The organism is Streptomyces pristinaespiralis (genome assembly GCF_001278075.1).
Taxonomy (GTDB): Bacteria; Actinomycetota; Actinomycetes; order Streptomycetales; family Streptomycetaceae; genus Streptomyces; species Streptomyces pristinaespiralis.
The window spans coordinates 454,166-477,688 of sequence record NZ_CP011340.1 but is presented as its reverse complement, the minus strand read 5'-3'; the positions used below and the strand labels follow the sequence as shown (position 1 = coordinate 477,688).

Here is a 23,523-nt window from a genome sequence, read left to right as displayed (position 1 = left end):
CCCGCCTCCAGGTCCCCAAAGGGCATGAATACGTTCGGGACTTGAACTCAGCGGCCTCAATGCGCCGCCAGGTTGGGCGAGTTGTTGCACAAGTCTTGACGGCGGCGTAACACCGGGAGAATCATCCGTGTACCCGAGAGAGCGCTCTCTCGGTAGCTTGAGCCGGCTTTCCGTACCGCGACGGCACCAGCACCAGTCCCAGCAACGGCACCACCACCCGCCCATGACCCCCCAGGAGAGACAGCCATGCCCGCTGCCCCCACAAGACAGCTCGGACCACCCCCGACCCTCGCGCACCACCGGCGGCGCGGCACCGTCGCGCTGATCGTCACCGCCATGGTCGCCGCCCTGCTCGGTCTGCTGCCCGCGGCGCCCGCGCAGGCCGCGCCCGTCCTGCTGTCCCAGGGCAGGACGGTGACCGCCTCGAGCGAGGAGAACGGCGGCACGGCCGCTGCCAACGCCGTCGACGGCAACGCCGGCACCCGCTGGTCCAGCGCCTTCTCGGACCCGCAGTGGATCCAGGTGGACCTGGGCGCGAGTGCCACCGTCAGCCAGGTCGTCCTGGCCTGGGAGGCGGCCTACGCCAAGGGCTACCGCATCGAGCTGTCCGGCAACGGCACCGACTGGACCACCGCCCACTCCACCACCACCGGCCCCGGCGGCACGGAGACCCTGAACGTCTCCGGCACCGCGCGCTACGTGCGCATGTACGGGACCGCCCGGGCCACCCAGTACGGCTACTCGCTCTGGGAGTTCAAGATCTACGGCACCACGAACGGGGGCGGCCCCGAGATCCCCGGCGGCGGCGACCTCGGTCCCAACGTCCTCGTCTTCGACCCCTCCACGCCCGACATCCAGGGCAAGCTCGACGAGATCTTCCGCCGCCAGGAGTCTGCGCAGTTCGGCGCCGACCGCTACCAACTGCTGTTCAAGCCGGGCACGTACAACAACATCAACGCGCAGATCGGCTTCTACACCTCCATCTCCGGCCTCGGCCTCAATCCCGACGACACCACCTTCAACGGTGATGTGACGGTCGACGCAGGCTGGTTCGACGGCAACGCGACCCAGAACTTCTGGCGTTCCGCGGAGAACCTCGCCCTCAACCCGGTCAACGGCACCAACCGCTGGGCCGTCTCCCAGGCCGCCCCCTTCCGCCGGATGCACGTCAAGGGCGGCCTCAACCTGGCCCCGAGCGGCTACGGCTGGGCCAGTGGCGGCTACATCGCCGACAGCAAGATCGACGGCACGGTGGGGCCGTACTCGCAGCAGCAGTGGTACACCCGCGACAGCTCGGTGGGCGGCTGGACCAACGGCGTGTGGAACATGACCTTCTCCGGCGTCCAGGGCGCGCCCGCGACCGGCTTCCCGAACCCGCCGTACACCACGCTGGACACCACGCCCGTCTCCCGTGAGAAGCCCTTCCTCTACCTGGACGGCGGCCAGTACAAGGTGTTCGCCCCGGCCAAGCGGGTGAACGCGCGCGGCACCTCCTGGGGCAACGGCGCACCGCAGGGCGAGTCGATCCCGCTCGACCGGTTCTACGTCGTCAAGCCCGGCGCGACCGCCGCGACCATCAACGCCGCGCTCGACCAGGGCCTCCACCTGCTGTTCACGCCCGGCGTCTACCACGTCGACCGGACGATCAACGTCAACCGCGCGAACACCATCGTGCTCGGCCTCGGGCTCGCCACGATCATCCCCGACAACGGCGTCACGGCCATGAAGGTCGCCGACGTGGACGGCGTGCGGCTCGCGGGCTTCCTCATCGACGCCGGGCCCGTCAACTCGCCCACCCTGCTCGAGATCGGCCCCCAGGGCGCGTCCGCCGACCACGCGGCCAACCCCACCACCGTGCAGGACGTCTTCATCCGCATCGGCGGAGCCGGCCCCGGCAAGGCCACCACCAGCATGGTCGTCAACAGCGACGACACGATCATCGACCACACCTGGGTCTGGCGCGCCGACCACGGTGAAGGTGTCGGCTGGGAGACCAACCGGGCCGACTACGGCGTCCGCGTCCACGGCGACGACGTGCTGGCCACCGGCCTGTTCGTCGAGCACTTCAACAAGTACGACGTCGAGTGGTACGGCGAACGCGGCCGGACCATCTTCTTCCAGAACGAGAAGGCCTACGACGCGCCCAACCAGGCCGCCATCCAGAACGGCGCCACCAAGGGCTACGCGGCCTACCGCGTCGACGACTCCGTGAACACCCACGAAGGATGGGGGATGGGCAGCTACTGCTACTACAACGTGGACCCGACGATCCGGCAGGACCACGGCTTCAAGGCCCCGGTCAAGCCCGGGGTGAAGTTCCACAGCCTGCTCGTCGTCTCACTCAGCGGCCACGGCCACTACGAGCATGTCATCAACGACACGGGCTCTCCCACGTCAGGGACCTCGACGGTGCCTTCGACCGTCGTCAACTTCCCCTGACGCAGCGGTAGGCGGGCCGGCGCCGACGGCCGCCGACCGCACGGGAGCGAGGGGCGTATCCACCGGCGCGGGAGCGATCCCGCCCTCCGGAGGGTGCGCCCCTCAACCACGAGAGGCCCTACGGGCAGCGGTAGGTGAACCGCGCGGCCGCCGAGTGCCGGGACGGGGAGAGGATCCGGAGCTCGGCACCGGCGCGGTACTCGCCCCGTCCCTCGAACGTCCACAACAGGTGCAGCCGGGCCTGCTTCTGGCCGCGCACCACGCGCTCGCGCAGCAGCCCCGAGTCGGTGCCGTCACTGCGCACCCACCGGTAGGTCAGCGTGCCGGGCCGGCCGTCGGTCCGCACCAGGCCGACCACGTCGGCGGTCCCGCCACAGCCGGGCCCGTCCGGCGAGGTCCTGACGGCCACGTCCCGTACGGCCACGCCCGGCCCGTACCGCTGCCAGGCGAGAAAGCCGAGCACGGCCAGGAGCACCGCGGCGGCCAGGGCGTACCGGCGCAGGCCGCGCCGGCGCCCGCGCGGTCCGCGATCGTCACCGGGCTGCCCGGCGAGCGTCCCGTGCCACACCCCGGCGGCCGTGGCACCGCTTCCGCGCTCCCGCACGAAAGCGGTCACCCCGGGACCGAAGCGCACGACGTCGCCCTCGACGCGGTCGGGGACCGGACCGGGGGCGGGACGCTCGAACCAGTGGCTGCCCAGTGCGGTCGCGCTGTACTCGTCCGCGTCGCCGGCGGGTGTGCGTGGGTCGTTCACAGGACCGGGCACCCCCTTCTGGTCAGGAGCTGCTGGGTGGAACTGCCAGTCGCCGCCGCCGGATCGGTGCCGGCCTGCACGGCCCAGTAGCAGCCCGTGCCCTGGAACGTGTGGTCCAGGGCGAGGGTGTACTGCGTCGCGCCGCTCCGCTCGAAGGACTGCGTGGTCTCCACGGTGCCCAGGACGCCCTTCTCGTTGCTCGTGAACCACGAGACGACGACCTTCACGGGGCCGGTGCCGTCGGTGACGACATCCACGGTCGCGGCGGCCGTCGCCGTGCCCGTCTGCCGGAAGCCGGTCACGGACACCGACTTGACCTGCACCGGCGCGACGGTCGGCGGGGCGCTGGTGGTCGGTTCCGTGGACGGCTCGGCGGAGGCGGTCAGGGTGGGTGACGCGGACGGCGCGTACGTCGTCGGCGGGGCCGGGGGCGCCGACGCGGTCGGCGAGGGGGCGGTGGGCCCGGTGGCCGTGCTCGCCGACGGGGTGGGCGAGCCGCCGTCCGACGGCGACGGCCCGGCGTCGGTGCCCCCGTCCACCACCGGTGAGGCGGATCCTCCCGGCACGGCGCTGGTCGTCGCGACGGCCTGCGCGGTCGTCCGCGGGGCGGCGTCCTCACCGGCCCGCGCCGCGACGGCCACCACCGCGACCACGACCAGCGCGGCCACGCCGGCGAGCGCCTTGCGCAGCGCCGGCGGCACGTAACCGCCGGCGCCGATGCCGGAGCCGATGGCCGGCCCCGCACCGGGGCCGCCGATCGACGTGGTGGCGTGGTCGGTGGTCCCGGCGGGCCCGCCGGCCGACGGGAACAGCAGGGGCAGCAGCGCGGCGAGCGCCGCCAGTTTGCGCTGGCCCCGCTCCTCCCAGTCGGGCCCGTACGCCGCCTGTGCGATCGTCTCGAGCTCGGCCACGAACGCCGCCGCGTTCGCGGGCCGTTCCTCCGGCGACTTGGCGAGCCCCCGCCGGATGAGGGGCCGCACCGGCTCGGGCGTGTCGTGCTCGGGGACCGGCGCGCCGATGTGCTGGAGCGCCAGCTCGGCGAAGTTCTCGCCGCGGAAGGGTTTGTGGCCCGTCAGGCACTCGTAGAACGTCGCGGTCGCGGCGTACACGTCGGCTGCGGGGGAGGCCGGTTCGCCGTTCCACTGTTCCGGCGCCATGTACGCCGGGGTGCCCGCCACGCCCGGTGTGCTCCCACGGTGCGCGGCGATGCCGAAGTCGACGAGCTTGGACGAGCCGTCCGCCGCGACGAGCACGTTCTCCGGTTTGTAGTCGCGGTGCACCACGCCCGCGCCGTGTGCGGCGGCGAGGCCCAGCAGCGAGCCCTTCAGTACCGCCAGCGCCGCCTCCGGACCGGTCGCGCCCTCCCGGAGGAGCAGGGCGCGCAGCGCGATTCCGTCGACCAGCTCCATCACGATGGCGGCGCCCTGCGGCGCCTCGACGTACTCGTAGAGCCGCACGACGTACGGAGTGTCGAGCCCGCCCAGCAACTGGGCCTCCGCCCGGAACTCGCGTACGAAGCCGGAGTCCGCGCGCAGCCGCTCGCTGAGGTACTTCACCGCCACGGGCACGCCGGTGGCGTCGTGGACGGCGAGTACGACACGTCCGCAGCCGCCCGCACCGAGCTCCCGGGACTCGGTGTACCCGGGCACCGACCAGGTGTTCATCACGTTTCCCCCGCCCACGAGCTGTCCCCACCACAGACACATTTCTTTCACGTGCGGTTCCCGCCGGAAGGCTCTCGGCGTTCGGCGTCCCGAAGCTCCGGCATGTGATTGGCATGGACCTGCCCCCCGGTGTTCGGCTACGCTCCGGCCGAGCGCGATGAGAGCGCTCTCAGGAGGCTCTCGACACGCGCTCCACGTACGGCCTGTTCCGTCCCCCACGATGCTGGAACAACCGAAAGGTCAACGCCTTGAGACGCATGACAGCCATACGCACGGGTCTGTCCGCACTCCTCCTCCTCGGCTCATGGGCCGCGGTCGGCGCCGGCCCCGCGGCCGCCTCCGTCCCCGACGCGGAGCCCAAGCTCTCCACCGGCCTGCTCGGGGCCATGCAGCGCGACCTGGGACTCGACGCGGACGAGGCGACCGCACGCCTTGCCGCGGAGAAGACCGCCACCGCCGTCGAAGGAAAGGCCCGCCGCGCCGCCGGTGCGGCCTTCGGCGGCTCCTGGTTCGACGCGGACACCGGCAGACTGACGGTGGCCCTCACCGACGCGGGCAAGGCCCGCGCCGTACGGGCGACCGGCGCCGACACGGCACTCGTCCGCCACAGCGCCCGGCAGCTCGACTCGGTCAAGAGCGAGATCGACGCCCTGAAAGCGCCTGCGGGCGTGGCCAGTTGGCACGTCGACCCGGAAGCGAACCGGGTCGTGGTGAACGTGGTCGCCTCCGAGCGTGATGACAACGATGTCCGGGCCTTCCTGGACCGGGCGAGGGACGCCGGCCCGATCACGGTCCGGGAGACCGCGCAGGCGCCGACGCCGTTCGCCGCGGGGACCGTCGGCGGCGACCCGTACTACACGGGCAACGTGCGCTGCTCGATCGGCTTCTCCGTGCACGGCGGCTTCGTCACGGCGGGCCACTGCGGACGGGCCGGCGCGACCGTACGCGGCTGGGACGGCACGCACATCGGCACCTTCCAGGGCTCCTCGTTCCCCGGTGACGACTACGCCTGGGTCAGCGTGGGCAGCGGCTGGTGGACCGTCCCCGTGGTCCTCGGCTGGGGAACCGTCCCCGACCAGCTGGTCAGGGGCTCCGCGGAGGCCCCGATCGGCGCCTCCGTCTGCCGCTCCGGTTCCACCACGCACTGGCACTGCGGAAACGTCCTCGCCAAGAACGAGACCGTCAACTACAGCCAGGGCGCGGTCCATCAGATGACGAAGACCAGCGTCTGCGCGGAACCGGGCGACTCCGGCGGCTCGTTCATCAGCGGCGACCAGGCGCAGGGCGTCACCTCCGGCGGCTGGGGCAACTGCTCCGGCGGCGGCCAGACATGGCACCAGCCGGTCAACGAGATCCTCGGCCGCTACGGGCTGCGTCTGCACACCGCCTGACCCACCCGCACCCCGCACCCCGCACCCGGGACCGGGTCCGGGAAGGCGCGGGCCGCCACGGCGGGCGGCCCGCACCTGTCCCGGTCACCTCGAACCGAACCGAACCGAACTGCACTGCACCGAACCGAACCGAAACCGAAACCCGAGCCGGAACCGGAATCGGAGCCGCGTGGCGGGCACGTGAGCACGTGCCCGCCACGCCGTCGTCGCACGCAACGCCCCCCCCCGCACCGCGCGCCGCCCGCCGGGTCAGGTCCGCAGGACCCCGGCGAGGTGCGCCGACAACTCGGCCACGGACGGCGGCGTCCGCCGCAGCGACACATAGCCGTCCGGGCGGAGCAGCAGACCGGTCGTGCCCCGCACAACGTAGACCCGCCCGAACTCACCTCGACCGTCCCGCCACGCCTGCGGGAAGGTGCCGTCCGCGCCCGTGTGCGCCGCGACGTCGGGATGGAGGACGAGACAGGTCCCCACCTCTCCGTGCGTCAGACGGGCGGCCTCCTCTGCCAGCCGCACACACGACTCCGCATCGTTCCCGTCGCCCACGTACAGCAGCAGCGTGTGCGTGTCGCGGCCGCGCAGTACGTCGAACAGCCGCACCGGGAACGTGGCGACCGACCCCACGAGACCGCCGCAGTCGGGTGCGCGGTCGCCCGCGTCAGGACCGTCGTGGCCACTGCCGCGGGAAGCGACGACCGGGCTGCCCGGGTAGCCGACGAGCAGTTGGGCCTCGCGCAGCATGAGCGTCCGCGGCTCCTCGGGGTCCGCCTGGACGCCGCCCGCGGTCGCGTGCCGCACGGTGCGTCCCACCACCTCCTCGCCCACCGGCCGCCGTTCGGCGTCGTAGCTGTCGAGCAGGTGAGGACCGGCGGTCCCCGCCACGGCGAGCGCGAGCTTCCACGCCAGGTTGTACGCGTCCTGGATGCCGGTGTTCATGCCCTGGGCGCCGGTCGGCGGATGGATGTGCGCGGCGTCGCCCGCGACGAAGACCCTGCCGCGCGAGTACCGGTCCACCAGCCGATGGCTGATGCGGAACACCGACGACCAGCGCAGCGCCGACGCCGTCGTGGGCTCCGGGGCCAGCCGGTCGAGGACGGCCTGCACATGCTCCAGCCCCGGCGCCCGGCCGCCTTCCAGACCGTGCGCCACCGTGTCGGCGTCCGGCTGCCGCCGGACGGACAGATCCGGCGGCACCAGCATCGACATCCGGTAACGGCGGTGTCCGGGCAGCGGGATGCACACCAGCAGGTCGTCGGTGGCACCGTCGCCGTCGGTGTGCGAGGCGCGCACGCTGTAGCCGGGCGGCAGACCCCAGTCCGCCTCGACGTCCGCGAGCATGTACTCCTCGGGGAAGGCGCCGCCCTCGAAGGTCAGCCCCAGCGTCTTGCGGACGATGCTGTGCGCGCCGTCGCAGCCCACGAGGTAACGGGACCTGATCTCCTCCGTGCGTCCGGACGGTGTGGTGACCGTGCTCCACACCCCCTCCTCGTCCTGGACGAACGACACCAGCTCCGTGCCCCGTTCGATCCGGGTGCCCCGCTGCGCGAGGTGCTCCTCGATGATCCGCTCGGTCTCGTACTGCGGCAGGGCGGCGAAGCCGTACGGCACGTCCGGCGGCAGCTTGAGCTCGAACCGCATCCGTTCCACGCCGTTCACGTACACCAGCTGACCGCGCATGGGCGCGGCGGCGGCCAGGGCCTCGCGCGCCATCCCCATCCGGTCCCAGATCTCCAGCGTCCTGGGCTGGATGCCGACGGCCTTCGCGTAGGGCAGCCGGCCAGGCAGCCGGTCGATGAGGCGGCAGGTGACGCCGCGTCCGCGCAGTTCGGCCGCCGCCGTGAGCCCGACCGGGCCCGCCCCCACGACCAGCACATCTGTCCGGTCCATCCGGCATCTCCCGTCGGGAGCCCCGGCGCGCGGGGCGATCGGCCCCCTTGCTCTCATGGTCGCCCCCCGCACGGGGCCGCGTCGACCTGGGGGAACAGGGGCGCGCCGATCCGGCGTCATGGCCTGCGACGTTGCGGGGGGTGCCTTCATCGGGGCCCGGCCCGTACCCTCCGTGACGGGCCCGGCCGGGCGGTCGGGCCGCTCAATTCGTCCTACCGCTCCGTGACCGGCGGGCCGCTTCCTTATCGTGGTCGTCGTGGCGCGGTGCCGTCCGGCGTGAAACGGCGGGAGCACCAGCTGCACACCGTCACAGCGGTACTGCCGCACCGAGAGTCAAGGAGTGCCGTGGGCGTCAGCCTCAAGGACGTCGCCAGTCGGGCGGGCGTGTCCATCAAGACCGTCTCGAACGTCGTCAACAACTACCCGCACGTCACGCCCCAGATGCGTGCCAAGGTGCAGCAGGCCATCGACGAGCTCGGCTACCGGCCGAACCTCACCGCTCGCCACCTGCGCAAAGGCCGCACCGGCATCATCGCGCTCGCCGTGCCGGAGTTCGGCAACCCGTACTTCGCGGAACTGGCCGGCGCGGTCGTCGACGCCGCCGCCCGGCACGACTACACCGTCCTGGTGGACCACACCGCGGGACTGCGGGAGAAGGAACTCCTCGTCAGCCAGGGCTTCCGCGCCCACGTCATCGACGGGCTCATCCTCAGCCCCATCCACCTCGAGACGGAGGACCTCACCGCACGCACGGACAGCGCCCCGCTGGTGCTGCTGGGGGAGCGGGAGTACGAGGCGCCGTACGACCACATCGCCATCGACAACGTCGCCGCGGCCCGGGAGGCGGTCCGCCACCTCATCGGCCTCGGCCACCGCCGTATCGCCTTCCTCGGCTCCCGCACCGGACGCGAGCGCCAGCCCGCCCACCTGCGGCTGCGCGGCTGGCGCGAGGAGCACGCAGCGGCCGGACTCGAGGCCGACGACGCCCTTGTGGTCGTCACCGACGGTTATGGACGCGAGGACGGAGCGAGCGCCATGGCCGCCCTGCTCGACCGCGGCGAGCGGCCCGACGCGGTCTTCGCGTACAACGACCTCATCGCCGTCGGAGCGATGCGCACCCTCACCGAACGCGGACTGACCGTCCCGGGCGACGTCGCCGTGGTCGGGTTCGACGACATCGAGGAGGGCCGGTACGGGGCCACCACGCTCACGACGATCTCCCCCGACAAGGAGGCCATCGCCCGGCTGGCGGTCGACAGCCTCGTCGAACGCCTCGCCGGCGGCACGGCCCCCGAACCACGGCGGCAACGTCCCGGATACCGCCTGGTGGTCAGGGAGTCGACGGCCCGCCCGCCGCGCCCCCGCTGACCCGCCCGGCCACCGCACTTCCGCGCCACGCCCGGCCACCGCGTTCCCGCGTCACGGCCCGCCCACCGTGCTCCGATGACGCACCCGCCCCGCCGGGTTGCTCCGCGACCACCCGCCCGTCCGCCATCCGTTTTCTCGCCCGAAGGATCCCTATGCCCCGCCCGACCGTCACCCGCACCCCCTACGGCACCCTCCCCGGCGGTGAGGAGACCGAGCTCTGGGCTCTCGATTCCGGCCACGGCGTGCGCGCCGAGATCCTCACCTACGGCGCCGTCCTCCACTCGCTCACCGTCCCCGACACCCGGGGCGAGGACACCTCCGTGGTCCTCGCCCTGCCCGGGATCGGCGACTACGCGGAGAAGAACGCCTACGTCGGCGCCGTCGTCGGCCGCTTCGCCAACCGCATCGCCAACGGCACCTTCACCCTCGACGGGACCCGCTACCACGTCCCGGCCAATGACCGGGGCCACGCCCTGCACGGCGGCCCCGGCGGCTTCGACACCAAGGTGTGGCGGGCCGAAGAGGTGCCCGGCGACAAGACCGCGGCCGTGCGGCTGTCGCTGCACAGCCCCGACGGCGACATGGGTTTTCCGGGCGCACTCGACGTGAGCGTGACGTACAGCATCGACGCAGAGGGGACCCTCGCCGTCGACTTCACCGCCACCACCGACCGGCCCACCGTGGTCAACCTCGCCCACCACGCCTACTTCGACCTCACCGGTGAGGGCGACATCCGCGGACACACGCTGCAGGTCGACGCCGAGAGCTACCTGCCCGTCGACGGGACCGGCATCCCCGAGGGCCCGGCCGCGGACGTACGCGGCACGGCCTTCGACCTGACCGAGCCGCGTGTCCTCGGCGAACGGCTCACGATGCCCGACGAACAGCTGCGCGCCGCCGGCGGCTTCGACCACTGCTGGGTGCTGGACCCCGCCGGCCCGGCCGCCGCACCACGCCGCGCCGCCCGGCTCAGCGCTCCCGGCGGGCTGCGCGTCATGGAGGTGTGGACCACGGAACCCGGCGTGCAGGTGTACACGGCCAACCAGCTCGACGGGTCGCTCGCCGCCCCCTCGGGACGGCGTCACGAACGGTATTCGGGCGTCTGCCTGGAGACCCAGCACCTGCCCGATTCCCCCAACCGGCCCGAGTACCCCACCACGGTCGTACGCCCGCAGGAGCCCTGGCACAGCCGCACCGAATTCCGCTTCCCGCACCTGACCGCGAAGTCACCGGGCGAGGATGTCGAAAACGGCGCCTCCCGATCGACGCAAGGGTGAGACCAGCACACCGCACCCCATGAGGAGCTCCGCATGACCGTCGTCACCGCCGATCTCGCCATGTCCCTCGACGGCTTCGTCGCAGGCACGGACATCAGCCCCGACAACCCGGGAGGCAAGGGCGCCGAGGCACTGTTCCAGTGGATCCACAACCTCGCCTCCTGGCGTGAACGCCAGGGCATGACCGGCGGCGAGGACAACGAGGACTCCGAGATCATGAGGGAGTGGTTCGACTCGACCGGAGCGGTGGTCATGGGCAGGACGATGTACGACACCGGTGAGGAGCCGTGGGGCGACGAACCGCCTTTCCGGACTCCGGTGTTCGTGCTCACCCACCGCCCCCGAAGGACGCTCGTCAAAGAGGGCGGCACCACCTTCACGTTCGTCACGGACGGCATCCACAGCGCGCTGGAACAGGCCAAGGCCGTGTGCGGTGGGCGCAATGTCGACATCGCCGGCGGAGCACGGACCGTCCAGCAGTACCTGCGTGCCGGGCTGATCGACGAGCTCCAACTCCATGTGGTCCCCGTCCTGTTCGGTGCGGGCCTGCGGCTGTTCGACGACCTCGGGGCGGAGCGGCGGCGCCTCGAGATCGTCAGGGTCGTCGACACCCCGCTGGCGACGCACCTGAAGTACCGCGTCCACAAATAGCCGTCGTGCGGCGGCCGTCCGCCCCGCCCCCGCGTGACCGGGTACGGTGCTGATGTGCTGATCACAGGGGAGAACCGGGAGAGTCCGGCCCCGGGTACCGCGCTGCTCCTCGCAGCCGCCCCGGCCGGCAAGGGGCGTCTCATCGACGCCGCATCCGTGCTGCCCGCGCTCGCGGCCGTACCGGCGGACGTCCTCGCCGGTACGGCCGGCGCGGCCGCGGCCACGGTGATCGAGCTCGCCGACCCGCTCGATCCACAGACCGTCCTGACCCGCATCCGCGCCGCTGCGGCCTCGCCCGGACCGCTGCACCTGTATCTGGCGGGGCAGTTGCACGTGGACCGCAAGCAGCGGCAGCTGCACCTCGCCCTCGCCCGCACGGCACCGGCGACGATGCGCTACACGGCCCTGCCCTGGCACTGGCTGGCCGGAGAGCTGAAGACGCGGCGACCGGGGACCACCACGGTGGTGCTGGACCTCGTCGCCGACACGGAGGCCTGGCAGCAGGTCACCGGCGGCCGGCTGCTGCTCGGCGACGGGACCCGGATGTACGGGCGGATCGCTCCCGCTCCCGGTCGTCGCACCGTCGTCGCGCCCGTCCATCTGCAGGCCGTGGCCGCGATCTGGCGCAGCGGGGCACGCCCGCCCCTGGCGCACCTCCATGAACAGGCCGCCGCGCAGGCGGCATCCGAGGACGCTCCGGACGGCGCGGTCCTGTTCGGCATCACCCCCGCGCACGCCCCTTCGCACGGTCCGGGGCATCCGGTGCCCCACCCGGCCGGGCACACCACGGGACCCGTGCACGGGTACGTCACCGTGCCGGGCCCGCGCAGTGCGACCGCCCCCGTCGGCGGTCCCACGCCGGTCGCTGCCGACCCTCATCCGGCGATTCTCGCCGCCGCACGGGCCGGACGTCACGACGAGGCCGCGGCCGCCGCGGCCGCCTGCGAGAACGAGGCGCTGCGCGCCCACGGGCCCGGTTCCGTGCAGGTGCTGCACTGGCTGGAGGTCCGGGCGGACCTCGCGCGGCTCGCCCAGGACCCGGCCCGCAGCTGCGAGTTGTGGATGTCCGCCGCCGATGTGCGGCTCGGCCGTCAGCAGACCGCCGACGATCCGGACGTCGAAGCGGCCGTGGACCGTGCCCATCACCAGTGGGAGCAGATCAGGGACGCGGCCAGGGCACGGCAACTGGCCCCGGCCCTGGTGGCGTTGCGGCAGCGGGTGCCGGGCCGTCAGCGCGGCGCGCTCCAGTTGCTCCAGCGGCGCCTGGAGCAGCTGCACGGCCCCCGTGCCGGCACGACACCCTCCGCGCCGGCTCGCTGACGCCGACGAGAGCCCACGAGACGGGACCGGCGCGACGAGACCCGGTCCGCCCGACGAGAACCAGAACTGCGGCGAGAACCAGAGGCGCGGCGAGAATTAGAGGCGCGGCGAGAACCAGAGGTGCGGCGCCCGGTCCGCCCACATGCCCCCGGCGGCAGCGTCGTACCGCGTAGGGGGCAGGCCGCCGAGGCGGACAGTGAGGCGGACGACGCCCGGCCGGTCCTCACAACCGCCGGGCGCCGTCCGCCTCGTCACCCTCACCCCACGCGGCCGTCGCGGCCGACGTGGACCGTGTCGGACAGGTCAGCCCGGGCCGCGGCGCTCGTGCTTCTCACGAGAGGCCCGCTCGGCGCCCTCGTCCGGTATCTCGGCCTCGATCCGCTCCTTGCGGACCCGGCCCTTGACCGTCTCCTGTTCCGTGTGCTCCTCGGTCGTCAGCCGGACACGCTCGACCGGCTCGACGCGGGTCTCCACGACCGGCCTCTCCTCGTACAGGGTGACCTCGTGCTCGGCCTCGGAGATCTCCGGACCGGACAGCGCCTCGCCCCTGTTCTTCTCGGTGATCGGCTCACGCTCGACGCGCACCTCGTCGTGGCGGAGCGGAACGGTCTGCTGCTGCTCCTCCGTCACCACGTACTTGCGCAGCCTTGCCCGCCCGACCTCGTGACGTTCGGTGCCGACGTGCATGGTCTCCTCGGACCTGGTCATCGCCGCGTCGGTGTCGCCCCGGCGTTCCCGGCCCTCCATGTCCCGGCGTTCACCGGCCATGTCGCGTCCGCGGGTCCGGTCGCCCGCCGCCCCGCGTCCGTGGGCCGGGGTCTCGCCGGTCATGCCCTGGCCCGCTCCGGCCCGGCTCCTGCCCGACGTACCGGCCTTGCCGGCCTTGCCGGCCGCACCTGCCGCACCTGCCGCGCCCGCGGCTCCCGCTGTGCCCGCCTGGCCTGTTTCGCCGCCGCTGGCCCACCCGCCCTCGGAGGGCTGGTTGGCGCGCTTCCACGCGGAGTCCCAGTCGATGCGGTAGTGCCGGTACAGGCGCTCTTCCTCCTCCGCCGAGAGATGGCCGCCTGCGTCCACATCGACGTTCGGGGCGTCCTTGATGGTGTCCTTCGGGTAGGGCACCTCGAGGTGGTCCTCGACCATGTTGGCGTCCCGGATCGGCACGAACGACTCGTTGCCGCCGAACATGCCCGTCTGGACGCTGACCCAGTCGGGTTCGCCGGTGGCGTCGTCGAGGAAGACATGCTTGGCGTTGCCGACCTTGTTGCCGTCGGCGTCGTATACCGGATGGTCCAGTACGTTCCGGATCTGTGCTTTGGTGATCACGACTTCCTCCTTCTCGGACGTCCCTGGACGCCCGGGTAGCCGTTAGAAAAGCGACTAAACGACCCAAAACGGAAGAGGGTGTCTCGCGCGCCGCGCTCCCGTACTCCGCACCGCTGCCTCTTGTGGGAGTGCGGGTGTCAGGTTTACGATACGAACCGGTTCGAATTCAAACGAGGGGGAGACTCATGCGAGTGAAGGACTTCGACCACCTGGTGCTCAACGTCCAGGACGTCGAGCGGGCTCTGGAGTTCTACTGCGGACCGCTCGGGCTGGAGCCCGTACGTGTGGAGGAGTGGCGGGCGGGCAAAGTGCCGTTCCCGTCCGTCCGGATAACTCCCGCGACCATCATCGACCTGGTCAGCCGCCCCCGGGGCGAGTCCAACGTGGACCACATCTGCCTGGTCGTCGACCCGCTGGACTGGCAGCAGGTCATCGACTCGGGCGTGTTCACCGTCCTGGAGGGCCCGGTGGAGCGGTACGGCGCCCGGGGTGACGCCTGGTCGGTGTACGTGCAGGACCCCGACGGCAACACCGTCGAACTGCGCTGGTACCCCGAGGACGCCGCACAGTGACACCCCCCGCGGCCGGCCGTCCGCGCGACCCGGCGATCGACGCCGCGGTGGTGGCCGCGACGCTCGACGTGCTGCGGGAGCACGGATACTCCCGTTTCGCCCTCGAGACGGTCGCGGCGAGGGCGGGCACGACGAAGGCGTCCATCCGGCGGCGCTGGCCCACCCGCCAGAGTCTGGTGACCGACGCTCTCGCGTCCGTGCTGGTCACGCCGCCGGTTCCGGACAACGGCTGCACACGCTGCGACCTGACCCAGAGCGTCGGCCTGCTGGCGGAGGCGCTTCTCGACCGGCTGCCTGCGGGGGTGCTCGCTCCGCTCGTCGCGGACTGCGCCCACGACCCCGCGCTGCACAGGCGGCTGATCGACGTGCTCGTGCGGCCCAGCAGGCACGCCGCCATGGTCGCGGTGCGGCGCGCCGTCGACCGCGGCGACCTGCGGGCCGGCGTCGATCCGGACCTGCTGGTCGACCTCCTCGCGTCGGTGGTCTATCAGCGGGCCCTGTTCGGCGACACCGTGGCCGGAGAGGCGGCCGCACGCCCGCTGGTGGACCTCCTGCTGCAGGGCGCGGCGGTCGACTTCGACCATCTGGTCAGGGTGAGCGAAATGCCGGCCCACGCCAGGCACCGGCACTGACGCCGGGTCAGGATCCTTACGGCAGCCGGGGAACGAGGGGGCGCACCTCTTCGGCCACGAACCGCACGAACCCCTCCGGGTCCGGCTCGTCGGCCGTCGGCTGGAGCACGACCGTGTGCGCTCCCGCCTCCACCAGCCGCTGGACGGCCTTCGCCACCGTGCCCGCGTCACCCGCCACGCCGAGTCCGGGCGTCGACGCTCCTCCGGAGCGCTCCAGTTCGGCCCCGAGGCGTCCCTCGGCACCGGGGCCGGTCGCGGTGTGGAGGTAGACGACGATCTCGTGTCGGCCGGTGCGTCCTGCCGCCGTCCGCCCCTCGTCGATCAGCCCGCGGGCCTTTCGTACCCCGTCGGGCGGCACGGCCGCGTCCAGGATCGTTCCGTCGGCCGCCTCGCCGGTCAGCCGCAGCGAGCGCGGCCCCGTCGCCCCGGCCAGCACCGAAGGCGCCGTCGCCGGAGGCCAGTCGAGGGCGACGCCGTCCAGCTTCACGTACCGGCCGTCCACCGTCACCCGCTCACCCGCCAACAGGGCCCGCATGGCGGTGAGATGCTCACGCAGCAGCGTCAGCGGCGATTCGACGCGCGCGCCGACCTGCCCCATCCACGCCTGCACACCGTGCCCGACGCCCAGGGCCACCCGGCCGGGGAAGAGCCGGTGCAGTGTGGCGGCCTCCATCGACGTCAGCGCGACGTTCCGCAGCGGGACCGGCAGCAGGCCCACGCCCACACGAAGGCGCTCCGACCAGGCGAGGGCGGCGGCCGCCGTGGCGATACCGCTCTCCAGGAAGCAGTCCTCCCAGAGCCACAGCTCCTCCAGCCCGGCGGCGTCCGCCGTGCGGACCACCTCGCGCAACCGTTCGGGAGGCAACTGCGGGCGGAACACTGCACCGAGAGAGGTCATGCGAGAACTACTACCCGTCGGCCCCGGGCGCCGACAACCGCTTTTCGTGGCAAGGCGGCGGGGGCTTCGCGGGCCCGGAAGATCGGCCGGGAGTCGTGGCGGAATGCCTCGTTCGGTCCAGCCCGTCAGTTTTCGTGCCGTCCCGAAGGGAAGCGGAGCCACATGGACCACTCACGGACACCCGTACTGGAAGCGCTGGCCGCGTACCACGCGGAGCAACAGACCCCTTTCACGCCGCCCGGGCACAAGCAGCACCGCGGCGCCGACCCACGGGTCCGAGCGGTGATGGGCGACGATGTGTTCCGGTCCGACGTGCTCGCGATCAGCGGCCTCGACGACCGGACCTCCTCGCACTCGGTCCTCGAGCACGCCCAGGAACTGATGGCGGACGCCGTCGGGGCGGAACACACCTTCTTCTCCACCTGCGGCAGTTCGCTGTCCGTGAAGGCGGCCATGCTCGCCGTCGCAGGCCCTCACGAGAAGCTGCTCGTGGGCCGGGACGCGCACAAGTCCGTGGTCTCCGGCCTCGTGCTCGCGGGCATCCGGCCCGTCTGGGTGGAGCCCCAGTGGGACGCGGACCGGCGCATGGCCCACCCGCCGTCCGCGGACGCCTTCCGTGCCGCTTTCGAGGAGCACCCCGACGCCCGCGGGGCGCTGGTGACGACGCCCACGCCCTACGGGACCTGCTCGGACCTGACCGGCATCGCGGAGGCGTGCCACGAGTACGGGGTGCCGCTCATCGTGGACGAGGCGTGGGGCGCCCATCTGCCCTTCCACCCCGACCTGCCGACATGGGCCATGGACGCCGGGGCCGACGTGTGTGTCACCTCGGTCCACAAGATGGGCTCGGGTCTCGAGCAGGGTTCCGTCTTCCACCTCCAGGGCGACCTGATCGACCCGACGGTCCTCAAGAGCCGTGAGGATCTGCTGGGCACGACGAGCCCTTCCACGCTGATCTACGCCGCGCTCGACGGATGGCGCCGCCAGATGGTCGAGCACGGCCGTGCCCTGTACGACGCGGCGCTGGCGCTGGCCGGCGACGTCCGGGCCCGCATCGAGGACATCGACGGCCTGCACGTCCACGGCAGGGACGACCTCTGCGGTCCCGGCCGTGCGACCGACATGGACCCGCTGCAAATCGTCATCGACGTCAGCGAGCTCGGCACGACCGGCTACCGGATCGCGGACCGGCTGCGCCGGACCCACCGCGTCAACCTCCATCTCGCCGACCACCGGCGCATCAGCGCGCAGTTGACCCACGCGGACGACGAGAACTCCGCGGAGCGGCTGCTCGCCGCCCTGCGGGACGTGCCTGCCCAGGCGCCGCACCTGCGGCCGGCGCCCGAGGTGGAGGTGCCCGAACCCGCCGAGCTGCGGCTGGAGCAGGTCATGCTGCCGCGTGACGCCTACTTCGGCAGGGTCGAGCAGGTCCCGTGGGAGAAGGCGGTGGGCCGGGTCAGCGCCGAGATGCTCACCCCCTACCCGCCGGGCATCCCCGCGGCGCTGCCCGGCGAGCGCCTGAACGAGGCGGCGCTGCGGTACCTGCGCAGCGGTGTCGACGCCGGCATGGTCGTCCCCGACGGCGCCGACCCCGAGGTCAGGACGGTGCGGGTGACCGTGGAGGACCGGTCCGGTTCCTGAGCGTTCCCCGGTCCGCGGCCCAAGGGTGCGGACCATAGCGGTATGGGCGTAATGTCCACAAATGATGAAACCTGTACCTTGTCCCGCGCCGACCGGCCGCCCGGAACGCTCCGGCCTCGGCCCCCGGCCCGGTCGGCCCGCGGCGGGAGTCCGCCGGACGGCGCCGCACCGCGCGGGTACGGCACGGTCCGGGCCCGCCGCGAAGGACTAGGTCATGGCGTCGGCGGACGAGCAGGACGGTGCCGTGGAGGCCCTGCAGCGGTTGTTGTCCCGGGCCCTGCGGGAGACAGGCGGCTACGGCGGCGGGATCTACGTGCTGCCGCCGCGGAGCCAGGTGCTGAGTGCCGTGGTCCTCGCCGGAGTGCCCTCCAGTCTCGCCATGCCGTGGGCCAGGGTCGGCGTCTCCGCCTCCGGCCCGCTCGCCCAGGCGGTCCGTGAGGACCGCCTGATCTGGGTCGGGGCGGAAGGGGAACTGGCCCGCCGCTACCCGCGCCTCGGGCTGGCCCTGCCCTACTCGTTCGCCCTCGCCGCCGCCCCCGTCACCAGCACCGGCCGCACCTGGGGCGGGCTCCTGGTGCTCTGGCCCGGCTCCCAGTCCCTGGAGATCGATCCGGCCTGGCGGAAGGCTCTCGAAAGGACGTGCGGCCACGCCGCGGCGGCCCTGCGCCGGGCGGAGGAGAACGGTCACCCCGTCCTGCCGAACGCCGAACCGCGGCTGACGCCGGTGCCCCGCGGGCGCCGGGTCACCCAGTCCCAGGCCTTCGCCGCGGTGGACTACACCGAACGCCTGCCGGAGGGCTGCTGCGCGCTCGACCTCGACGGCAGGGTCACCTTCGTCAACGCCACAGGGGCGAAGCTCGTCGGCTCCGACATCGTGGCGCTGACGGGCGCCCGGCCCTGGGAGCTCCTGCCGTGGCTCGACGACCCCGTCTTCGAGGACCGCTACCGTTCGGCCGTCATGAGCCGCCGGCCCACCTCGTTCACCGTGCGGCGCCCCGACGGCCTGTGGCTGTCCCTCGAGCTCTACCCCGACGCACGGGGCATCAGCGTCCGCATCGCGCCCTCCCGGCTGGTCGGAGGCGAGGCAGCCACCTCGTCCGCCCAACCGGCGCCCGCCGAGGCCGCCGTCGCAGCCGGTCCGCCCGCACTGCGGGAGACCGGAAGGGCACCGGCCCCGACCGCGCCCCGCGCCGACGTCCTCTACCGGATGGCGCACCTCGCCGCCGCTCTCACCGAGGCGCTCAGCGTGCCCGACGTGATCAAGCTCGTCGTGGACCAGATCGCCCCCAGCTTCGGAGCCCACGCCGTCGCCCTGCTCGCCACCCACGCCGGCCGGCTGCGGCTGCGCGGCCACAGCGGATACGGCCTGCAGGAGGCCGAACAGCTCGGCGGAGTGCCCCTGGCACCCGACAACCCGAGCGGGCGCGCGGTGAGCACCGGCGAGCCCGCGTTCTTCGCCTCCCGCCGCGAACTTCAGGACGCGTTTCCGAACGTGGTCGGCGACGACGGCAATCACGCCTGGGCGTTCCTGCCGCTCGTGGCGGCCGGCCGCCCGATCGGCTGCTGCGTCCTGGCCTACGACCGCCCCCGGCCCTTCGCCCACGACGAACGGGCCATGCTCACCGCGTTCGGCGGTCTGGTCGCCCAGGCCCTCGACCGGGCGCACCTCTACGACACCAAGAGCGGCCTCGCCCGCAGCCTCCAGACGAGCCTGCTCCCGCAGACCCTGCCCTCGCTGAAGAACCTTCAGGCAACCGCCCGCTATCTGCCCGCCACCCGCGGCATGGACATCGGAGGCGACTTCTACGACCTGATCCGCCTCGACGCCACCACGGCCGCGGCCGTCATCGGCGACGTCCAGGGCCACAGTGTCCCCGCGGCCGCGCTGATGGGCCAGGTCCGGACGGCGGTCCGCGCGCAGGCCCTCGCCGGAGCATCTCCCAACGACGTCCTCGCCGGCGCCAACCGCCTCCTCACCGACCTCAATCCGGGACTCTTCGCCAGCTGCCTCTACGTGCAGATCGATCTCGCCCGCGGACGTGCCCGCCTGTCCACGGCGGGCCACCCGCCGCCGCTGCTGCGCGACCCCGACGGCAAGGCCCGGACCGTGGCCGTGCCACCGGGCCTGCTGCTCGGCATCGAGCAGACCTCCGACTACCTGTCCGTCGAGGTCGCCCTGCCGCCCGGCAGCGTCATGGCCCTCTTCACCGACGGACTGGTGGAACGGCCTGGCACCGACATCGGGTTCGCGATCGACGAACTCGCCCGCTCCCTGGCCGTCGGCGCCCACGACCTCGAGGCCCTGGCCGACCAGCTCATGCAGGGAGCACTGCCCTCGGGCGACCGGACGGACGACACCGCGCTGCTGTTGCTGCGGTCGATGCCCTGACCGGCGGTTCCCGCGCCTGCCCGGGTGGTCCGCCGACGGCAGCGTCCGGGCAGGCCGAGGTGAGGCGGCCGAGGGGGGCCGATTAAAGTCGGTCCGCATGTGCCCCGCCCCCGTACGACCGGAGCCCGCCTTGCGTCAGCAACTCACCGTCGTGACCGGCGGCAGCCGCGGAATCGGCGCCGCTGTCTGCGCCCGCCTCGCCGTGGAAGGCCACGACGTGGTGATCGGCTACCGGTCCGACGAGGCCGCCGCGCACGAGGTCGCCGAGGCGATCCGCGCGGCCGGACGCCGGTCCCTTGCCGTCCGGGTCGACACCGCGGACGAGCGGTCCGTCGACCGTCTCTTCGACAGCGCGGCCGAACTGGGCACCGTCACCGGCCTGGTGAACAACGCCGGCATCAGCGGGCCCAACGGCCGCCTCGCGGACGCCGACGCAGAAGGGATGCGCCGCGCCCTGGAGGTCAACGTGTGGGGATACCTCCTCTGCGCCCGCCGTGCGGTCCGTGACATGACCGGCTCCGGCGGCGGTGCGATCGTCAACATCTCCTCCGCGGCCGCCACTCTCGGCAGCCCTGGCCAGTACGTGCACTACGCGGCCACCAAAGCGGCCGTCGACGCCATGACGACGGGTCTGTCCAAGGAGGTCGCCGCCGACGGCATCCGGGTCAACTGCGTCGCCCCCGGCACCATCTGGACCGACTTCCACGAGGACCCGCAGCGGCCCGCGAAGGTCGCGGCCAATGTGCCCATGGGCAGGGCCGGACAGCCGCAGGAGGTCGCCGGCGCGGTCGCCTGGCTCCTCTCGCACGACGCGTCGTACACCACGGGAGCGGTGCTGCGCGTCGCGGGCGGAATGTAGGCGCCTCACGTCACGGGACGGGTGCTTCACCGCGGGGGCCACTGCTCGCCGTCCGGCCCACCGGGATGGGCGTACCGGGACTGCCGTGTGCCCGCTGGGGCAGAAGAATCGGCTGAGTATGTCCGAGGCGGCGGAGTCTCTCCGGCGTCCGGCACCCGTACCCGTGGAGGACGCATGAAGCGGAAGAACTCCGGCGCCGAAGGCGGCATCCCCGGCAGGCCGTCACCGCTACCGCCCACCGTCGACGAACCGACAAAGCCGAGGGAGCCGCTCCCGCCCAAACCGGACCAGAGCGGCCCGGCGACCGTGAGCCCGACCGGACAGGAGACGGGGGCCGACCAGGCGGCCGTCGCGCAGGCCGGTCCGTACCTGACGACCGCACAGGGAGCCCGGCTCCCGGACACCGACCACTCCCTGAAGGCCGGCAGCCGCGGCCCCGTCCTGCTGCAGGACCACCACCTGCGTGAGAAGATCACCCACTTCGACCACGAGCGCATCCCGGAGCGGGTCGTCCACGCGCGCGGCGCCGCGGCGCACGGCGTCTTCCAGGGCTACGGCACCGCCGCGCAGATCACCAAGGCGGCGTTCCTCGGCAAGGACGTCGAGACGCCGGTCTTCGTCCGCTTCTCGACGGTCCTCGGTTCCCGCGGCTCCGCCGACACGGTGCGCGACACCCGTGGCTTCGCCACCAAGTTCTATACGACAGAGGGCACTTTCGATCTCGTCGGTAACAACATCCCGGTCTTCTTCATCCAGGACGCGATCAAGTTCCCGGACATCATCCACGCCGGCAAACCGCATCCCGACCGCGAGATCCCGCAGGCGCAGAGCGCCCACGACACGTTCTGGGACTTCGTCACCCTGCACACGGAGGCCACCCACCACACGTTGTGGAACATGTCGGACCGGGGCATCCCCCGCTCGTTCCGCATGATGGAGGGATTCGGCGTCCACACCTTCCGCCTGGTCAACGCCGTGGGTGACACGACGCTGGTGAAGTTCCACTGGAAACCGAAGCTGGGCGTGCACTCCATGGTGTGGGAGGAGGCGCAGATCACCAGCGGGATGGACCCCGACTTCCACCGAAGGGACCTCGCCGACGCCATCGAGGCGGGTGCCTACCCGCAGTGGGAACTGGGCGTCCAGACCTTCCCCGACACCCCTGAGCAGACGTTCGAGGGGATCGACCTGCTCGACCCGACGAACATCGTCCCCGAGGAACTGGCGCCGGTACAGCCGATCGGACTGCTGACCCTGAACACCAACCCGTCGAACTTCTTCGCGGAGACCGAGCAGGTCGCCTTCCACCCGGGCCACCTCGTCCCCGGAATCGACATCACGGACGACCCGCTGCTGTCCGGCCGGCTCTTCTCCTACCTGGACACCCAGATCAGCCGGCTCGGCGGCCCCAACTTCGCCCAGATTCCCGTCAACCGCACCCACGCACCGGTCAACGACATGCTGCGGGACGGCATGCACCAGACGGCCGTGCACCGGGGTGTGGCGCCCTACCGGCCCAACTCGCTCGACGGCGGCTGCCCGTTCCAGGCAGGGGCGGACCTCGGCGCCTACGTCGAGGTGCCCGTCACGGTGCCGGCGGCGAAGAAGGTCCGCGAGGCGCCGGACTCGTTCGCCGACCACTTCAGCCAGCCTCGCCGGTTCTGGCTCAGCATGTCGCCCGTGGAGCGCGAACACATCATCGCCGCCTACTCGTTCGAGCTGGGCAAATGCTACGAGCAGGCCGTCAAGGAACGCGGCCTGCGGGTCCTCGCCAACATCGACCCCGAGTTGTGCGCCGGTGTCGCCGCCGCCCTCGGCCTGCCCGCGCCCGAGCCGACGGAGCCTCTCGCGTCCGTGGAGCCGAGCCCGGCGCTCTCGCAGGTCGGACAGACCTGGCCGCTGGACGGCCGTGTCATCGGGATCGTCGCCGACGCGGGCTGCGACCTCGACGGAGTCCGTACCGTGCGACGGTCCGTGCTGGCGGCGGGCATGGTTCCACTGGTCGTCGGCCCCGACGGAGGCGCGCTCGGCGACGGCGGGGAACCGGTGGCCGTGCAGCGCACCTTCGCCACCGCGCGCTCGATCGAGTTCGACGCCCTGCTGCTCGCCGGAGCCCCCGGCCCGGCCGCCGACGCGATCGGCGCCCGCGACGCCAAGGCGGGCGACCCGGCGGCGGGACGCGCCGGCGCATCCGACCCGAGGGTGCTGCTGATGCTGTCCGAGGCGTACCGGCACGGCAAGGCGATCGGCGGCTGGGCAGGCGCGGACGACGTACTCGCGGCGGCCGGCGTGCCCGCCGACGCGCCGGGAGTGGTGACCGGCCGCGGCGAGGAGGGCACGCTCGAGGAGATCACCCGGCTCCTGGGCAGCCACCGCGTGTGGGAGCGCTTCGCGGCCTGACAAGCGCCGATACGGCCGCCGCCCGGCCGGTCCCCTTGAGGGGGCGGCCGGGCGGCGC

At 72.6% G+C, this 23,523-nt stretch carries 17 protein-coding genes; 12 read left to right on the top strand and 5 right to left on the bottom strand.

The window, feature by feature from the left end; genetic code table 11:
• Positions 1 to 246: 246 nt before the first annotated feature.
• Positions 247 to 2,439, top strand: a complete 2,193-nt coding sequence (locus SPRI_RS01805) for a discoidin domain-containing protein (protein ID WP_005307467.1) — start codon at positions 247 to 249, stop codon at positions 2,437 to 2,439.
• Between the two features lie 118 nt (positions 2,440 to 2,557).
• On the opposite strand, the gene SPRI_RS01800 is transcribed toward SPRI_RS01805, so the two are convergent.
• Positions 2,558 to 3,193, bottom strand: coding sequence for a hypothetical protein (locus SPRI_RS01800; protein ID WP_234020303.1), 636 nt, complete (start codon positions 3,191 to 3,193; stop codon positions 2,558 to 2,560).
• Complete coding sequence (locus tag SPRI_RS01795) at positions 3,190 to 4,857, bottom strand: serine/threonine-protein kinase (protein WP_053556655.1); 1,668 nt, start codon at positions 4,855 to 4,857, stop codon at positions 3,190 to 3,192. Before SPRI_RS01795 ends, SPRI_RS01800 begins: the two co-directional genes overlap by 4 nt.
• A gap of 257 nt (positions 4,858 to 5,114) precedes the next feature.
• Between SPRI_RS01795 and SPRI_RS01790 the strand changes: the two genes are divergently transcribed.
• A complete protein-coding gene (locus SPRI_RS01790; protein WP_037772928.1) occupies positions 5,115 to 6,248 on the top strand; it encodes a S1 family peptidase in 1,134 nt (377 codons plus the stop codon).
• Positions 6,249 to 6,497: 249 nt separating this feature from the next.
• On the opposite strand, the gene SPRI_RS01785 is transcribed toward SPRI_RS01790, so the two are convergent.
• Complete coding sequence (locus tag SPRI_RS01785; RefSeq protein ID WP_053556654.1) at positions 6,498 to 8,135, bottom strand: FAD-dependent monooxygenase; 1,638 nt, start codon at positions 8,133 to 8,135, stop codon at positions 6,498 to 6,500.
• A 345-nt stretch (positions 8,136 to 8,480) separates the two neighbouring features.
• Here SPRI_RS01785 and SPRI_RS01780 point away from each other — a divergent pair, with 345 nt between their 5' ends.
• The 4 genes from SPRI_RS01780 to SPRI_RS01765 all read left to right on the top strand — a co-directional run bounded on the left by SPRI_RS01780 (position 8,481) and on the right by SPRI_RS01765 (position 12,751).
• Positions 8,481 to 9,503: a LacI family DNA-binding transcriptional regulator gene (locus SPRI_RS01780; RefSeq protein WP_005307452.1), complete on the top strand. Its 1,023-nt coding sequence runs from the start codon at positions 8,481 to 8,483 to the stop codon at positions 9,501 to 9,503.
• Between the two features lie 152 nt (positions 9,504 to 9,655).
• Positions 9,656 to 10,780, top strand: a complete 1,125-nt coding sequence (locus tag SPRI_RS01775; protein WP_005307449.1) for an aldose epimerase family protein — start codon at positions 9,656 to 9,658, stop codon at positions 10,778 to 10,780.
• Between the two features lie 33 nt (positions 10,781 to 10,813).
• Positions 10,814 to 11,431 (top strand): dihydrofolate reductase family protein, encoded by a 618-nt coding sequence (locus SPRI_RS01770; RefSeq protein WP_005307445.1) that lies wholly within the window; start codon positions 10,814 to 10,816, stop codon positions 11,429 to 11,431.
• A gap of 54 nt (positions 11,432 to 11,485) precedes the next feature.
• Complete coding sequence (locus SPRI_RS01765; protein WP_005307442.1) at positions 11,486 to 12,751, top strand: hypothetical protein; 1,266 nt, start codon at positions 11,486 to 11,488, stop codon at positions 12,749 to 12,751.
• A gap of 303 nt (positions 12,752 to 13,054) precedes the next feature.
• Here SPRI_RS01765 and SPRI_RS01760 read toward each other — a convergent pair whose 3' ends face one another.
• Positions 13,055 to 14,074 (bottom strand): PRC and DUF2382 domain-containing protein, encoded by a 1,020-nt coding sequence (locus tag SPRI_RS01760; protein ID WP_005307439.1) that lies wholly within the window; start codon positions 14,072 to 14,074, stop codon positions 13,055 to 13,057.
• Between the two features lie 185 nt (positions 14,075 to 14,259).
• Between SPRI_RS01760 and SPRI_RS01755 the strand changes: the two genes are divergently transcribed.
• Both SPRI_RS01755 and SPRI_RS01750 read left to right on the top strand, forming a co-directional pair.
• Complete coding sequence (locus tag SPRI_RS01755) at positions 14,260 to 14,646, top strand: VOC family protein (protein ID WP_037772924.1); 387 nt, start codon at positions 14,260 to 14,262, stop codon at positions 14,644 to 14,646.
• The gene (locus SPRI_RS01750; protein WP_005307434.1) at positions 14,643 to 15,278 is read left to right on the top strand and encodes a TetR/AcrR family transcriptional regulator; all 636 of its coding nucleotides are present in this window, start codon (positions 14,643 to 14,645) and stop codon (positions 15,276 to 15,278) included. The genes SPRI_RS01755 and SPRI_RS01750 overlap by 4 nt, the downstream gene beginning before the upstream one ends.
• A 16-nt stretch (positions 15,279 to 15,294) precedes the next feature.
• On the opposite strand, the gene SPRI_RS01745 is transcribed toward SPRI_RS01750, so the two are convergent.
• A complete protein-coding gene (locus SPRI_RS01745) occupies positions 15,295 to 16,176 on the bottom strand; it encodes an LLM class flavin-dependent oxidoreductase (protein ID WP_037772923.1) in 882 nt (293 codons plus the stop codon).
• Positions 16,177 to 16,338: 162 nt separating this feature from the next.
• Between SPRI_RS01745 and SPRI_RS01740 the strand changes: the two genes are divergently transcribed.
• The 4 genes from SPRI_RS01740 to SPRI_RS01725 all read left to right on the top strand — a co-directional run bounded on the left by SPRI_RS01740 (position 16,339) and on the right by SPRI_RS01725 (position 23,465).
• Positions 16,339 to 17,817, top strand: a complete 1,479-nt coding sequence (locus SPRI_RS01740) for an aminotransferase class I/II-fold pyridoxal phosphate-dependent enzyme (RefSeq protein ID WP_005307429.1) — start codon at positions 16,339 to 16,341, stop codon at positions 17,815 to 17,817.
• A gap of 214 nt (positions 17,818 to 18,031) precedes the next feature.
• A complete protein-coding gene (locus SPRI_RS01735; protein WP_037772922.1) occupies positions 18,032 to 20,206 on the top strand; it encodes a SpoIIE family protein phosphatase in 2,175 nt (724 codons plus the stop codon).
• A gap of 130 nt (positions 20,207 to 20,336) precedes the next feature.
• Entirely contained in the window at positions 20,337 to 21,065 is a 729-nt protein-coding gene (locus tag SPRI_RS01730; RefSeq protein ID WP_005307424.1) for an SDR family NAD(P)-dependent oxidoreductase, read from the top strand.
• A gap of 174 nt (positions 21,066 to 21,239) precedes the next feature.
• Entirely contained in the window at positions 21,240 to 23,465 is a 2,226-nt protein-coding gene (locus tag SPRI_RS01725; RefSeq protein ID WP_053556653.1) for a catalase, read from the top strand.
• Positions 23,466 to 23,523: the final 58 nt, after the last annotated feature.